Annotated in this window: 12 protein-coding genes; 10 read left to right on the top strand and 2 right to left on the bottom strand. The window is 39.2% G+C overall.

Annotation, left to right across the window (positions count from 1 at the left end):
- A partial coding sequence (locus B4Z47_RS05265; RefSeq protein ID WP_286726943.1) for an IS1182 family transposase occupies nt 1-1,438 on the top strand: 1,438 nt, incomplete at its 5' end.
- Here B4Z47_RS05265 and B4Z47_RS05260 read toward each other — a convergent pair.
- Together B4Z47_RS05260 and B4Z47_RS05255 are read right to left on the bottom strand one after the other, a co-directional pair.
- Nucleotides 1,383-1,946, bottom strand: a complete 564-nt coding sequence (locus tag B4Z47_RS05260) for a hypothetical protein (protein ID WP_147282070.1) — start codon at nt 1,944-1,946, stop codon at nt 1,383-1,385. The genes B4Z47_RS05265 and B4Z47_RS05260 overlap by 56 nt on opposite strands.
- Before the next feature lie 263 nt (nt 1,947-2,209).
- Nucleotides 2,210-2,728 (bottom strand): ferritin-like domain-containing protein, encoded by a 519-nt coding sequence (locus B4Z47_RS05255; RefSeq protein WP_112375903.1) that lies wholly within the window; start codon nt 2,726-2,728, stop codon nt 2,210-2,212.
- Between the two features lie 363 nt (nt 2,729-3,091).
- On the opposite strand from B4Z47_RS05255, the gene B4Z47_RS05250 reads away from it, so the two are divergent.
- From B4Z47_RS05250 to B4Z47_RS05210, 9 genes are all read left to right on the top strand, one after another.
- On the top strand, nt 3,092-4,216 hold the full coding sequence (locus tag B4Z47_RS05250; protein ID WP_115050194.1) for an aldo/keto reductase: 1,125 nt from the start codon (nt 3,092-3,094) through the stop codon (nt 4,214-4,216).
- Between the two features lie 108 nt (nt 4,217-4,324).
- Nucleotides 4,325-4,969: an Imm19 family immunity protein gene (locus B4Z47_RS05245; protein ID WP_083295987.1), complete on the top strand. Its 645-nt coding sequence runs from the start codon at nt 4,325-4,327 to the stop codon at nt 4,967-4,969.
- Between the two features lie 179 nt (nt 4,970-5,148).
- Complete coding sequence (locus tag B4Z47_RS05240; RefSeq protein ID WP_070566793.1) at nt 5,149-5,700, top strand: putative glycolipid-binding domain-containing protein; 552 nt, start codon at nt 5,149-5,151, stop codon at nt 5,698-5,700.
- Between the two features lie 138 nt (nt 5,701-5,838).
- A complete protein-coding gene (locus B4Z47_RS05235; protein ID WP_070566791.1) occupies nt 5,839-6,177 on the top strand; it encodes a hypothetical protein in 339 nt (112 codons plus the stop codon).
- 564 nt (nt 6,178-6,741) lie between these two features.
- On the top strand, nt 6,742-7,278 hold the full coding sequence (locus B4Z47_RS05230; protein ID WP_070566790.1) for an RNA polymerase sigma-70 factor: 537 nt from the start codon (nt 6,742-6,744) through the stop codon (nt 7,276-7,278).
- A gap of 379 nt (nt 7,279-7,657) precedes the next feature.
- Nucleotides 7,658-8,332: a FecR family protein gene (locus B4Z47_RS05225; protein ID WP_159333208.1), complete on the top strand. Its 675-nt coding sequence runs from the start codon at nt 7,658-7,660 to the stop codon at nt 8,330-8,332.
- Between the two features lie 85 nt (nt 8,333-8,417).
- Nucleotides 8,418-11,924: a TonB-dependent receptor gene (locus B4Z47_RS05220; RefSeq protein ID WP_070566785.1), complete on the top strand. Its 3,507-nt coding sequence runs from the start codon at nt 8,418-8,420 to the stop codon at nt 11,922-11,924.
- A 10-nt stretch (nt 11,925-11,934) separates the two neighbouring features.
- Nucleotides 11,935-13,926 carry a RagB/SusD family nutrient uptake outer membrane protein gene (locus B4Z47_RS05215; RefSeq protein ID WP_083295986.1) on the top strand — a complete coding sequence of 664 codons (1,992 nt, stop codon included), beginning with the start codon at nt 11,935-11,937 and terminating at the stop codon, nt 13,924-13,926.
- Nucleotides 13,927-14,011: 85 nt separating this feature from the next.
- The gene (locus tag B4Z47_RS05210; protein ID WP_070566783.1) at nt 14,012-15,514 is read left to right on the top strand and encodes an alpha-L-fucosidase; all 1,503 of its coding nucleotides are present in this window, start codon (nt 14,012-14,014) and stop codon (nt 15,512-15,514) included.
- Nucleotide 15,515: the final 1 nt, after the last annotated feature.

Here is a 15,515-nt window from a genome sequence, read left to right as displayed (position 1 = left end):
CGATCTGGTGTCCAAAGGTCATCCGGTACGGATCGTTAACGATGTAATCAACCGGATCAACATCCAGTCCCTATTGGACGCTTATAAGATAAAAGGCTGCTCCAGTTATCATCCGCAGATGTTGTTGAAAGTTTTGGTGTTTGGCTACGTAAGCAATGTCTACAGCAGTCGCAAATTGGAAACGGCGTGCCGGGAGAACATCAATTTCATGTGGCTGAGCGGCATGAGCTATCCCGACCACAATACCATCAACAGATTTCGAGGCGTTCGTTTGAAAGAAGCACTTCGTAGTGTATTTGAAGAAGTTGTCAAACTCCTATCCGAAGAAGGTCTGCTGAGTATAGAAGATGTTTACACCGATGGCACCAAGATTGAAGCCAATGCTAACAAATACACCTTTGTCTGGAAAAAAGCTATCCAGACCAATAAGGAGAAGATGAAAGCTGCCTTAAAAGATATTTGGGAATACGCCCAAAGTATCGCCAAAGCAGAGGACAACCTTCCGGAACCTCCCGATCTGACAACAATTGACCGCGAAAAAGTTCAGGCTACGGTCGATAACCTGAACCGGGTCTTGTCCGATAAACCTTCGGTAAGCAAGAAGATGAGGGCAAAGTTGCGCTATGCGACTAAAAACTACCCGGCCAAGATTGTTCAATATGAAGAGCAGGAAGTAACGCTTGGAGATAGAAATAGTTATAGCAAGACAGATCCCGATGCTACTTTTATGCGCATGAAAGAGGATCATATGAAAAATGGCCAGCTCAAACCAGGTTATAACATTCAGATATCTACTTCCAATCAATACATCGTCAATTACACCATACATCCCACCCCCACAGATACCACAACGCTACCCGGTCATCTGGCACAACATGAGGCGAGCTTTGGGGAAATACTGAAAACCATTACCGCAGATGCTGGCTATGGCAGCCAGGAGAACTATGCGTTACTAGAAGGGAAAAACATTGGGGCCTATGTGAAATATGGTATGTTTGACAAGGAGCAGAAAAAGAGTTATTCGGGCAAGAAGCCATTCTCCGTTGATAAACTACATTATAACCCTGCAAAAGATTGCTATATCTGTCCAATGGGACAGGAAATGAACTGCATAGGTCTATTTACACAAAAGACCTCCACAGGTTTCGAGCAAAAAATAAAAAGATATCAGGCAAAAAACTGCACAAACTGCCCATTGAACGGTGCTTGCCACAAATCACAGGGCAATAGAATCATCCAGATAAATGAACAGCTTGAGGCTTATAAAGATAGAGCATACGGATTGCTTAACAGCGATGTCGGTATAGCCAAAAGAAAACAGCGATGTCACGATGTCGAACCAGTCTTTGGAAACATAAAACAGAACCATGGGTTCCGAAGATTTATGCTCCGCGGTAAGGAAATAGTGTTTCCTGACAATAGGGAGACATGGCTGTGAGATTCTGAAAATAAAAAACACAACCGGCTTTTGGCTTTGTCATACTAAAATAGAGCTGACCTGACCGGGACCCTACCTGTTTGGCATGTATTTTTCCCACTGTATTTTCAGTATTTCCATCTTTAGTCAAGGGAACAATATCGCGGGGCCAAAACGGGATAAGAAGCGGTAATTTCGTTCGCAAGGTCGTGGTATAACGAAAGGTGGCGCGCAGACTTTCGGGAAAGAAGACAATGATTCGATAATAGGCTAACCTAGTAGAAGCAGTGATAAGGATCTCATCGGGAGCTTCGGAGATCGTCACCTTTTCAAACCTGCTATTCATCCCAAAGGCCAGTCTAAAGGCTATGCTAGCGCCCGTTGGCCAGATAACCACGAGCCAAATCGAATCGCCTGGATTATGAATTTTGAGTCTGTATGTTTTTAGGTCTATTTCAAAAATAGACGTAGAATCTGCTATATCAGCCTGGACCGTTGCTGTCCAAGGAGTGACGGGATTTATCATCATGCTAATTTCTTAACTGTATAATGTGCTTGTCTCCTTATAGGAAGAGAAGCAAGGTAACAATCGTTTTAACAATTGATGTTTATGGTACAACTACGGTGAAAACGTGTTTGTCCTGTTTTTCAATTAGGCTGATGAAAGGAATAACTAAGCTTTGAAGAAAATAAAGTGATTGTGGCTAGGGATAGGATGTGTTTTGTTAAAGATAACTCAATGGACGATTGCACAGGTATAATAAATGCCCGGATTACCGGGCATTTATTAACTTATGACGCAGACTCGTTTACTGACGAGACGGCTATTTCTGTGAGTAATGTATCGGTTTGCTTTTCCTCATCTAGTGTTTGTTGAAGCAATTGCTCGGCTTCAGTATGGTTCATTAATTTTGCAAATGTGACAAGGCAACCATAGCTGGCGATTTCATAATGTTCAACTTTTTGGGCTGCAGAAATGAGTGCCGCATCTAGTGCTGGATCGCCTTCAAAATTTTCAATGATTTCATCAGCTTCCTCCAGCAGACCTTCCATAGCTTTACATTTTTTCCCGCGGGCAGCAATGCCCAACGCTCCAAATACTTCTTTAAGCCGCTCGATTTGTCCTTCAGTTTGGCTGTGGTGCTCCTCAAATGCTTGTTTTAATTGTTCGTCTTCTGCGGCTTTGCTCATTTTCTTTAAACCTTTTAAGAGCTGTTTCTCCGCGCCTAAAATATCTTTTAATTCGTCTACAAATAACTCATGTAAATGCTCGTTTGGCATTTGTTGCTGATTTTGATTCGATTTTGCCATAATTCTTTTTAGAGATGGACACGAGTGGGGAGAAGATCGTTTTTAAAAATTCTTAATTTTGATTTCTGTTTTGTCAATTCGGGAGTACAATTATTGGAAAAGGTCTAAAACGTATTGCCGGGGATCAACTATTTCTAATTTTTTTAATTGTGCTGGATCTACCAATCTATTTCTTGGTGTGGTCACTAATAGTATGCCATCGTCCTTCATGCGATAGCGATGATCTGCTATAGTGATGATCTTCTAAAACAAAGCAGGCCTGAGAATGGTTTTTTTAGCAGAATCCTGATTGCTATATGCATATTGAATTTGGCCATTGCAAATAAATATCACAGTCAAGGGAATTTAGATAAGGTGCCGCGTATGAAAAGAAGAAAATTTATAGTGCAAACAGGCCTTGCAGGATCGGGCTTAATCTTTAGCGCAGCGGCACCTAATATTTTGGTAAGAACAATTAAAGAACATAGTATGGTAAAACCTGATAATTTAAGCAAACACAGACGTTTTCGCTCCAATAATAAAGCCGGGTTTGGTGGCGTGGCATTAGGGAATGGCTTTCAGCAAAACGCAGATCTAGAATGTCTCCAAGCAGTAGAAGCAGCTTGGAATGCTGGGATACGATTATTTGATACTTCCCCATGGTACGGATTGGGCATCAGCGAACGCAGAATGGGCTTGTTTTTAAAAGATCAGCCACGCGACAGCTTTACCCTTTCCACTAAAGTAGGACGACTCTTAGAACCTAAAGAGGACTTTACCATGGAACAGTTGTTATGGAAGGGTAAAATGAATTTTCGTTATCAATACGATTACAGTGCTGCCGGTGTGAGAAAAAGCGTAGAGGATAGCTTACAGCGCATGGGCTTATCATCTATAGATATCGTATATATTCATGATCTTTCACCCGACAATGGTGATATGAAAGACAGCTATGGAAGTTACTTTGAGCAAGCGGCGAAAGGAGCGATGCCCGAGCTGACTAAAATGAGAGAAGAAGGTATAATAAAAGGATGGGGGCTAGGTGTCAATACCATCGAACCAATTTTGCAAACATTAGACGTGGCAGATCCCGATATTTTTCTTTCAGCCTGCCAATATTCGTTGATTAAACATGATGACGATTTGAATAAGGTTTTCCCAAAGATCGCTGAGAGAGGGTTGTCGATTGTTGTAGGCGCACCACTGTGTGCTGGATTTCTGTCAGGCAGGGACCGCTACCTATATGATGGAACGTTTCCTGCTGGGGTTAAAGAAAAGTTGAATGCTTTACAAAGGGTGGCTGACGATCATGCTGTAGACCTGCGGACAGCTGCATTGCAATTCGCTGCAGCACCAGACGAGGTTTCAGGAGTGATACCCGGAGCACATACCGTAAAGCAGGCCATTCAAAATGCGGAATCTTTCAAGACTAAAATTTCCGCCGATTTTTGGGAAGAATTAAAACATGAAAAATTAATTGCGGCAAATGCTCCCTTACCAAAAGCATAGCATTTAGAATCGTACCTTAAATAAATTGGCTTGCCGTATCGAATTTGAATAACAGTATCTAAATATGAATAGACAAATTACACAAAACAACATAAAAGACAATACAACATAAAAGACAATACATTCTTTTGGTATAGCTATATTAAATGGTTCAATGGATACGACGAAATAAACGAGATCAACATTGACGAAGCATTAGAAGTTATCGGCATTGACAAAGAAAAATTAGCGGAATGGGAAGAACGATTTTTTTCGCTAGATGACTTTGGAGAAGTTTCAAAATTTATCGAAGGAAAATTAGATGGAGATACGACCTTCTTAATTGAATTTCAAGATCATGAAATTAGATTTTTTCTTAACGACATTTACTTTGGGAAGTTAGGTGGGCATTTTGAAGCTTGGTTTCTAACTTGGGATGAACTGTTATCACTTCAACAGTTTGAACAATTATTTCTGCTTATGTTACCAATGACAGCAATTGAAAGAGAGCAAAGAGACCATGCGAAGCAGATTATATATAACCATTTAAAGACAGTACCACAGTTTGAGCAAAGTGCGGAATATATTTCTAAATGTATTTTAAACGGACTTTTAATTGACGAGGTCTTTTTTGAGCTTGATGAAGTGGGTACAGTAAACAATCAAAATCATAGTGTTCGAAATATTCGAAAATATCCAAGATATAAAGAAAACATAATTGAATTGAATAAAATCTTAAAAAAAAATTGCAATAAAAAACTCGGCTCATTATAGTTACGCCAGATCCGCGGCTCATGAAATTCTGGTGCGATCTTTCAAAGAAAATGGCTATGTTGTTATTGCTGAAAAGCTCTTTGATACTTTGCCAAATAAAAAGTTTTTTTAAAATGCCTTAATGCGCCACAATTTTGATTAAAGTCTCTGCAAAAATGAGCGATAAATAAATTTTAAAGATGAAAATATTAATTTGGAAGGGCATTATCTACAATTCCCTCGAATATTTTAAACTGACACAACAGGGAGGCTTTTTTATGGTCGATTCCAACATTATTGGGTATTATGAAGATAAAATCTATACCCTCAAATATCATTTGAAGATTGACGAGCATTGGAATGTTCAAGGTCTTGATTTAGAATATGAAGTGAATGGCGTTAATAAAAGAATAAAAGGAAATAAAGTTAAAAATGACTGGGAAATAAATGGATCGATTATAATCGATTTTCAGGGTATTGATTATATTGATATCTCCCTCACACCATTTACCAATACACTTCCGATCAATAGTTTGAATCTCGAAGTCGGTGAGAGTACGGATATCAAAGTGCTCTATTTTGATATTCTAAACGACGGCATAAAACCAGTTCATCAGAACTATTCGAAAACGAACATGTTAACCTTTCAATACAAGAATGTTCCGAAAGATTTTGAGGCCGACCTTGAAGTAGATCATTTGGGTTTAGTGGTCAATTATCCGGGGTTATTTACCAAGGTAGCCGAAATTTAGCAAGCATCTTCCGGAGCTCAGAAGAACTTCGATTTATAGTCCCTGCGTTTGCACCGGAAAAGGCGAAATCGTGACGAAGTTTCTAAAAACAATATTCCTTTTAGTGCTGTCTTAGCTATGTAACATAAACAGAGCACAATGAATTTTGATATGATTAAATGTGAGGACCTCGGCCAGGCCATACATATACCAAACACGACGGACGACCATCACGAAGAAACTTGGTTTGTGAAATTTGGCGAGGAAATAATAGGTGTTGGACTTTTTCCAAAACAAAGCTCGAACTGCGTTTTGGCAATCGTTGGCGATAGCTATGACGACAAGAAAATACTGGGCGACATTGATGCACATGATAAAGTGATTATTGAAGGATTGAATATCGCTTTTGAAGGCTACTTAAGATCCATCCGCGGTGATGTAGTCATCGGCGAAAAGCAAGTAGATGATTTCTCGCACAATAATCAAAAGTTGGATTAATACCCTATAAAAAAACTGCTCAACTGTTGAGGCAGTTTTTTTTTATCCTTAGCGAAGTACGCTTGTGCGGCTTTCATTTCCGGAAATGAGCATAACAAGGCAGACACGAGGATGTTAAAATATGCTGAAATAGGTTTATCCTCTAATTTAAGAATTAATGTGGATTTTTTTTGTTTAAACAATTGATATTCTTACAGTCAACCAAGTTTGTGTTCCTACGATATTATGGGCTTTATTTTATAATGTAGAGACAAAATATATCGCTGCTGGGGAGTACAGCTACTCTAGTGTGTCGATTGATCCCCAACTTTGCTGCTTCTTATCCAGTTTTAGATCTTTCAATGAAATAAACATATAACTATACCAACGTGATACTATGATTTCGAGTCCAAAGCAAAATTTGGACTAATTTTTTATTTAAAAATTTTATATATCGTTTTATACATTTATAAAAAAATATTAATATTGTACTTATGTAATACATAATATTGTTGGCATTTTTCATAATCTAACCAATTAGTCTTAAACATCTGCTAACCATTGAAGAACAATTTAATTACCGATATGGAATCGAATCAAGTGGAAAGTCAAATAGAGCACAAAATTTTGCGCTGTCTAAAAGACGGAGATATGCAAGCATTTTCCTTAGTATATAATTTTTACTGGGATGGCCTCTATACCTTTGCTTTACGATTGATGAAGGAAGAATCACTAGCACAAGATGTTTTACATGATGTCTTTACTGAGTTGTGGGCCCGTCATAAAAGATTAAACATCCAATCATCGTTAAAAGATTATTTATTCATTTGTACAAAAAACAGATGTTTTAAACTGCTGGGGAAATTACGTAGGTTAAATGAATTAGAGGAACACCTGTTGTTAGACATAGCTGTTGAGCATGATGAGCTTTCATATAAAGAACTCTCTGATCAGCTTGATGGATTATTAGCGAGACTTCCTACCAAAACAAGAGCAATATTTATCATGAGTCGCGAAGATGATTTATCCTACAAACAAATCGCCAAAAAAATGAACCTTAGTATCAAATCTGTAGAATATCATATATCAAAAGTCTTGAATAAATTACGAAAAGCCTTATAATTATATTCACCTTTTCGTTATTTTGTCATATTAACAAATTAAAATCTTTCAAATTCATCCGTATTATAAGCATATGCCCCTTAACGATAGCGAAGATATAAAAAAACAGACTTTTGATCGTATTCTAACAACGATTAGTAGAAAGAAACGTAAAAAGCGTTTGTTGAATGGGGCTATCCTATTTTTTGTTTTATCTATTTGTTCTGCTAGCTTATACTTTTTTTATTCTCGTTCCATTAATATCTCCCCCCAAAAATCTGAGCATATTTATGCGGATATTACAGCTGGAGATATCACAATTTCAGGGTCAAGGCCCATTTCCCTTGTTGAATGGGAGAATAATAAAAACAAACCTTTCAAAGTCAGTAAAAAGAAAGATATGTTGATTATTGAACCGACAGAATCATCAACCTCCGAATTTGATGATGTTGTTCTGCGCGTTGGGGTTGGTGGATTGTATAAGGTTTTGTTAAAAGATGGAACTATAGTATTTCTTAATTCCAATTCCGAGCTAAGCTACAAAGGTGATTTTTTAAAAAATCGGATTTTAAGTTTAAAAGGGGAAGCCTTTTTTGAGGTTGCAAAGAGACAACAGGCTGGTATTAAACAGGAATTTACTGTTCTGACAGGGAAACAGCGGATAGCTGTATTAGGTACTAAGTTTAATGTTTTGTCTCGTGAAAAGATCGAGCAGACTGTATTAACAGAAGGAAGTATAGCTTTGAGAAGTATGAAATCAGGAAAAAATGAGTTTCTTGTTCCTGGAGAGAGAGCCATGCTGGATGATCAAGGATCTATTGATAAAACAACTGCTATAACCGAAGATTATACATCGTGGAAAGATGGTAATTTGTATTATGAAAATAAAAGCTTGCGCTATATTCTCTCAGATCTCGCTAATATTTATCCGATTCATTTTGATCCCAATAAAGTTCCCAATCGAAATTTTACACTTTTTCTTAAAAGAGATCGCTCGTTTTCTGAGATTTTGGATCTCATAAAAAGATCAGGCAATTTGAACATCACGTTAAAAGGTCATGAATTAATTTTTTAAAAAAATTTTTTAGGGTAATCGCGTTTGGGAGACTCTTTATTGTAAGAATGGGAATAATGCCCCTTTTACAATAAAGCCTAAAAATATGAATAAAAAATTTCACCTGAGAAAAAACAAATTTTGGTTTGTTCGGGACCAATCTGCTTTAACTTTTCTAAAGCGATCGTCAAGAATAGGTACTATCCTTGGTTTAATAGCTCTCCAAAGCCTTCCCTTAGCCAAGGCACAAGAATTAAACCTCAATCTAAAAAATGCAACCTTATCAGAGGTCCTAAAAGAGATACGTAAACAAACGGGATATCAGATTATTTATGATTCGGATATTTTGCAAAACAAAAAATTAATCTCTTATTCTGGTTCCAAATTGGATTTGAGGTTAGTGTTGAAAAAAGCGCTCACGGAGCAGGATCTAGATTTTGTGATTGAAGGTAAAACTATTATTGTTAAACCACAGGAAAGGAATAGTTTCAAAAATATCCCAAATCAAAAATTAGAAAAGATAGAGATTAAAGGTACAGTTTTGAATGCATCGGGAAAACCAATTGCGGGTGTGACTGTGACAGAAAGAGGTACCTCAAATACTGTATTGACAGCAGAAGACGGAACATTTACTTTAAAAGTAGCAAATGAAAAATCTATTTTGGATTTTTCCTATGTGGGGTATGCTTCTTTAAGTGAAAACGCTAGTCGCAACCCAATGCTGTTGACAATGGCCAGTCAGGATAGAGCCTTGGAAGAAGTTGTCGTAGTGGGGTACGGAACTCAAAAGAAGGCAAATTTGACTGGTGCGGTTTCTTCCCTTGATGGTAAAGAGTTAGAGTCAAGACCTGTGCAGAATGTTGGACAGGCGCTGCAGGGCATGATTCCTGGGTTGAATTTACAGACAACTGGATTGGGCGGCGAGCTAAATCAAAATCTAAGCGTCAATATCCGTGGTGCGGGGACGATAGGCGTAGGGTCGAGTTCATCAGTTTTGGTTTTAATTGATGGGATGGAAGGTAATATGAATGCGCTGAATCCTCAGGATATTGAAAATATCACCGTGCTTAAAGATGCAGCAGCTTCTGCTATTTACGGCTCCAGGGCACCTTTTGGAGTTATCCTCATTACAACAAAATCTGGAAAATCGGGGAAGATAACAGCAAATTATAACAATAATATAAGACTGGGCAAGCCAAGAGGGCTACCCACGATGTTAGATTCCAAAACATTTGCTTACTATTTTAATGAAGTCGCAGCAAACGATGGTGAGGGTGCAAAATTTTCGCAGGAGGTATTGGAACGGATTGACGCTTATCAGAAAGGAGAAATAGAAACGACAACTACCCCAAATGCTAGTGACAGATTTCAATACTATACGGGATCTAATGGGAATACAAACTGGTTTAAAGAGTTTTATAGGGACTTTACAACTTCCCATGAACATACGCTCAGTTTGAATGGCGGTACTGAAAAGCTAAATTTTTATAGTTCTGCAAATTACATGGATCAAAATGGTTTGAACAGATTTGCCAATGATAATTTTCAACGATATTCGATAGCTACGAAAATCAATGCAAAGATTAGCGATAAGGTGGACCTCATGTACAATACGCGTTTTGTACGTGAAGACTACGAAAAAGCAAGCCATATGAATGATTTATATTATCATAATATAGCGAGAAGATGGCCTACGATACCTTTGTACGACCCAAATGGAAATTATTCCGAACCAAGTGAAATATTGCAGCTGCAGCAAGGAGGACGTTCAAAATTTCAGAAAGATTTTCTTTATCAGCAGCTACAATTACATTATCAGCCAATCAAAAACTGGAATATAACAGGAAATGTCAATTACCGCATTACGACTCAAAATGACCATGCCGAAATTTTGAAAGCTTATTCAAATGATGCAAAAGGAAACCCGTTTCTCCTTGCAGTAGGATACAATGCTGCGGGGTATACCAATGTGTCTGAATACAATCGCAAAGACGAATATTTCAGTACAAATTTCTTTTCAGATTATTCCTTTGACCTCAACGATGATCATCATTTCAAAATTTTGGCTGGTTTCAATTCAGAGCTCAATAAGTATAGAGATCTCAATGGAAGCATGAGCGATCTGATCACAGATAATATACCGACATTGAATACTGCCACCACCAATCCAAGGGCTTCTGGGGGCTATCAACATTGGGCTACCGCTGGTTTTTTTGGACGATTAAACTATAGCTACAAAGATAGGTATCTTTTTGAGGCTAACGGACGATACGACGGCTCTTCACGTTTTCCAAGAGATTTGCGCTGGAATCTCTTCCCCTCAGTTTCCGCTGGATGGAATGTAGCAAATGAGTCATTTTGGCCTATTAAGGAGCATGTTTCCATGTTTAAGTTACGTGGTTCCTATGGCGAGTTGGGAAACCAATATACGGACAATTGGTATCCTTTTTATGCAACAATGCCAGTAAGTATAGCTAATGGTACCTGGCTTTTGAATGGACAAAAAACAAATACAGCCAGTGCACCTGGGCTTATTGCCTCAACTTTGACCTGGGAGCGTGTATCAAGCTGGAATGTGGGGTTGGATCTGCGGGCACTTTCCAATCGTTTAGGTTTATCTCTTGAAGTCTATCGTCGGAATACATTCGATATGATAGGACCAGCACCAGAACTTCCCGCTATTTTGGGTACAGCTGTGCCGCGATTAAACAATGCCGAGATGAACTCCAGAGGCTTTGAAATTGAGTTAAATTGGAAAGATCATATCGGTAAATTGAATTATAGCGCGCGAGCTGTCCTTTCCGACGACCGTCAGACAGTCACCAAATATCCTAATCCTACAGGTACGTTGAGTACCTGGTACGATGGCCGCAAGAATGGGGAGATCTGGGGATATCAAACTTTAGGAATAGCACAGAGCGCAGAAGAAATGGCTGCACACCTCGCTAATGCCAAACAGTCTTTCGGGACAAACTGGCAAGCTGGGGATATTATGTATGCTGATCTCAACGGGGACGGTCAGGTTAATAATGGAGCCAATACGTTGGCGAACCCAGGGGATCTGGCAATTATAGGAAATTCGGCCCCACGCTATCGTTATAGTTTTGATTTAAATTTCAATTATAGTGGATTCGATTTAGGGATTTTCTTGCAAGGTGTTGGAAAACGCGATTATATGCCCAATGGCCCATATTTTTGGGGGGCGAATGGCGGGATGTGGCAGTCTGCTGGATTTGTTGAGAATATGAACTTCTACCGCGATGAGAATTCCACGATGGTACAGAACGGTGTTTTAGGTGTTAATAAAGATTCCTATTTACCAAGACCTTATTTTAACACCTCAAAAAATCAGCAAACACAAACTAAATATTTGCAGAGCGCCGCTTATTTACGTTTAAAGAATGCTCAATTTGGATATACGTTTTCTCCACAGCTATTGGCCAAGATAGGATTTACCAAAATTCGTATTTATGCATCAGGTGAGAATTTGTTGACTTTTACCAAAATGGCTAAGGTTTTTGATCCGGAAACCGTTGGACTAGGAGGATGGAACGATGGAAAAACATATCCATTTTCGACGACTTATTCTTTTGGCCTTAACTTGAATTTTTAATTAGATATATATGAAAACGACATATTATTTTTCTACAATTTCTTGGTTGTTATCGATGACCGTGCTGTTCACTTTGCATTCCTGTAACAAGTATCTGGACAGGGAACCCTTATCCAATGTAACGCCGCAGGAATATTTAAATACCGAAGCTGATTTAGCCGCATATACGGTTGGACGTTATGCCTTTCCATCACATTCTGGCTGGGGGCTTGGCACATTTGCCAACGATAACGGTACCGATAACCAGGTGACTTCAAGTTATTCGACTCGTTGGGTTCCGGGAGAATGGCGTGTGCCGAGTTCGGGCGGCGAATGGGATTTTGCTCAGATTAGACAGTTGAACTATTTTCTCGAACAGGTACTTCCAAAATGGAAGAGCGGTAAGTTAACAGGAAATTCAGCAAATATAACTCATTATGTGGGTGAAGCGTATTTTTTGAGAGCGTATGAATATTTTAATAAAGTACAGGCGCTGGGTGATTTTCCGATTGTTAAAAATACACTCAAAGATAATATGGAGGAGCTGACGGCTACTTCCATTCGACAACCTAGAAATATGGTGGTTAGATTTATTCTTTCTGATTTGGATTCGGCAATTACGTTGTTGAACGATGTAGCCCCTGACGGAAAAAACCGTATTTCAAAAAAGGCCGCTTTACTTTTTAAATCTCGTGTAGGGTTATTTGAAGGCTCTTGGCTAAAATACCACAAAGGAACTGCTTTCGTCCCTGGCGGAACTGGCTGGCCGGGCGCAAAATCGCACCCAAATTTTTCGATCAATATCGATAATGAGATCAATTATTTCTTAGAACAGTCGATGACTGCAGCTGCTCAGGTAGCCGATGCAGTCGAACTTGTCGGAAATACAAAGGATGATGGTTATAATTCATCTTCGAACCCCTATTTCAAAATGTTTGGCGACGAGAATCTAAATGGTTACAGCGAAGTACTTTTATGGCGGAGTTATTCAATGCCTTTAGGAATTACGCATGCTGTAAATCACTACATGAACCGTAATGGCGGAAATTCTGGATATTCAAGAGGCCTTGTGGAAAATTTTACGATGAAAAACGGACTGCCTATTTATGTTTCGAACTCCGGTTATGCAGGCGACGATTCCATCAGCCTCGTCAAAAAAAATCGGGATAATCGCTTACAGCTCTTTATGAAAGCACCTGGTGAATTGAGTTATACCAACCAGATTTCTTCGACAGGTGCTGTACAGACAGAGCCGAGACCAGATATTATCGGACTAGCCGAAACAAGGTACGTGACAGGTTATGCCGTGAAAAAAGGAATGAGTTATCTTTTTGCCCAAGCTGAGGGACAGACTGGTACCACAGGCTCAATTATATTTCGTGCTGTTGAGGCTTATTTAAACTATATTGAAGCAAGTTATCTTGCAAAGGGAATGATCGATGCAAAAGCGAATAGTTACTGGACAAAAATCAGAGAAAGAGCAGGTGTAAATACAGATTTTATGGCAACCGTAAATGCGACAGACATGCAAAAGGAAGCTCAAGGTGATTTTGCAGCATATTCTGCTGGGCAGTTACTATCCGACAAACTTCTTTATAATATTAGAAGGGAGCGCCGTTTAGAACTAGTTGCTGAGGGATTTAGATTTAATGATCTTAGGCGTTGGCGGGCGTTGGATCAATTGGCAAGCAATCCATACATTATTGAAGGGATGAGACTGTGGGGGCCTATGCAAGACTGGTACAAAGATAAAGGTGTATCGACTTTAATCGTACCCGGCACAGCAGGAAAAACCGCAAATGTGTCCTCACCACAGGAAAGTCAATATTTAAGACCCTATCGGATTAATCTTTCGGCTAACAATCTTGTTCTAAAAGGCTATAGCTGGACCAGTGCCCACTATTTGTCTCCTATAGCCATAAGTCATTTGAGCATAACTTCAACAGATGGTAGCCCAGCTGGTTCAATTATTTATCAAAATCCGAATTGGCCTTTAGTTGCCAATCAGGGAGCCAATCAATAATTGGTCGGAACCTTTACGAAAACTTTGAAGATAAGATAGTTCGGAGATTATTCCGGCTATCTTATTTTTGTCAGATAAATATCAAATGAAGAAAATTAATACAATTACATTACTGTTATTGGCAGCGGTTTTTCATGCTTCGGCTCAAAATATGATTGCATTACAACCCGGAGAATCAGAATCTGCTATTGTAACCAAAGCTGCCAACGTGATACCGACCCAAAGACAGCTTGATTGGCAAAAGCTGGAAGTGACCGGATTTCTCCATTTTGGGATCAATACCTTCACAAATAAGGAATGGGGTGAAGGGAAAGACGATCCAAAATTATTTAATCCGACGCAATTAGATGCAGAACAATGGGTTAGGACAGCAAAGGAAGGTGGAATCAAACTTTTGATTCTTACGGCGAAGCATCACGATGGCTTCTGCCTCTGGCAAACGAATACAACAGACTATTCGGTTAAAAATTCTCCTTACAAAAAGGGAAAAGGAGATATTTTTGGCGAACTTGCTGCGGCCTGTAAAAAATACGATATGAAGTTGGGGGTATATCTTTCCCCTTGGGATCGACATGAAGCTTCTTATGGGTCAGAAGCTTATAATGATTTTTTTGTTGCCCAATTGAGCGAATTACTGACCCGATATGGTCAGATTGATGAAGTTTGGTTTGATGGTGCTAACGGAGAGGGACCTAACGGTAAAAAGCAGGAATACGATTGGAATCGTTATTATCAGGTTATACGTGAAAAACAACCTGAGGCCGTTATCGCAGTTATGGGACCCGATGTAAGATGGGTCGGTACAGAAACGGGGTATGGACGGGACACAGAATGGTCAGTTGTACCGGCTAGTAATCTAGCACAAAATCAGATAGCTGCAGGATCGCAACAGCAGATGAATATTAAACCGGCCGGAGATATGCGTAATAAAGATCTTGGGAGCAGAGAAAGGATCAAAGAGGCAAAAGGGCTGGTATGGTACCCAGCGGAAACTGATGTTTCTATACGCCCGGGATGGTTCTATCACGAGGAAGAGGATAACAAAGTCAAAAGCCCGGGTAAGTTGATGGATATTTATTTTAATTCGGTAGGGAAAAATGGTGTCTTGTTGCTTAATATTCCACCAACAACTGCAGGTTTGATTCATTCGGTAGATGCTGCAAATTTAAAAAAGTGGAATGACTGGCGCACAGCATTGTTTTCGAAAAATCTTTTAAGCAAAGCTAAACTCCATACTGCAGGCCTCGTTTTAAAAAAATGGAAAAAAATGCCATTTTGGACGACGAAAGATGAAAAAAACAGCATAGCAACTTTTGAATATACCCTACCTAAAGCAACCGCGTTCAACGTTCTTTCCTTACAGGAAACCATCGCTTTAGGGCAACGTGTCGAGCGATTTAATTTGGAGATCTGGCAAGATGGAGTCTGGAGAGAAGTGTCGAAAGGAACTACTATCGGTAACAAACGTTTATTGACTTTTCCGACAGTTAGTGCCCAGAGATTAAGAATCAACATTTTACAATCTCGCCTAAACCCGCAAATAGAACAGCTGGGACTCTATTTCAATGAAAAAGGAGCATTTGAATAGC

Origin of the sequence: Sphingobacterium sp. UBA2610 (assembly GCF_002339225.1) — a bacterium.
GTDB lineage: Bacteria > Bacteroidota > Bacteroidia > Sphingobacteriales > Sphingobacteriaceae > Sphingobacterium > Sphingobacterium multivorum.
The sequence above is the reverse complement of the archived record's forward strand: the minus strand, read 5'-3'. Positions and strand labels throughout refer to the sequence as shown.

Excerpts from the sequence above, each read along its gene's own strand:
- B4Z47_RS05240 (WP_070566793.1), top strand. The coding sequence starts at position 5,149 with ATGAAAATATTAATTTGGAAGGGCATTATCTACAATTCCCTCGAATAT.
- B4Z47_RS05230 (WP_070566790.1), top strand. The coding sequence starts at position 6,742 with ATGGAATCGAATCAAGTGGAAAGTCAAATAGAGCACAAAATTTTGCGC.
- B4Z47_RS05215 (WP_083295986.1), top strand. The coding sequence starts at position 11,935 with ATGAAAACGACATATTATTTTTCTACAATTTCTTGGTTGTTATCGATG.
- B4Z47_RS05255 (WP_112375903.1), bottom strand. The coding sequence starts at position 2,728 with ATGGCAAAATCGAATCAAAATCAGCAACAAATGCCAAACGAGCATTTA.
- B4Z47_RS05235 (WP_070566791.1), top strand. The coding sequence starts at position 5,839 with ATGAATTTTGATATGATTAAATGTGAGGACCTCGGCCAGGCCATACAT.
- B4Z47_RS05250 (WP_115050194.1), top strand. The coding sequence starts at position 3,092 with ATGAAAAGAAGAAAATTTATAGTGCAAACAGGCCTTGCAGGATCGGGC.
- B4Z47_RS05260 (WP_147282070.1), bottom strand. The coding sequence starts at position 1,946 with ATGATGATAAATCCCGTCACTCCTTGGACAGCAACGGTCCAGGCTGAT.
- B4Z47_RS05225 (WP_159333208.1), top strand. The coding sequence starts at position 7,658 with ATGTTGATTATTGAACCGACAGAATCATCAACCTCCGAATTTGATGAT.
- B4Z47_RS05210 (WP_070566783.1), top strand. The coding sequence starts at position 14,012 with ATGAAGAAAATTAATACAATTACATTACTGTTATTGGCAGCGGTTTTT.
- B4Z47_RS05220 (WP_070566785.1), top strand. The coding sequence starts at position 8,418 with ATGAATAAAAAATTTCACCTGAGAAAAAACAAATTTTGGTTTGTTCGG.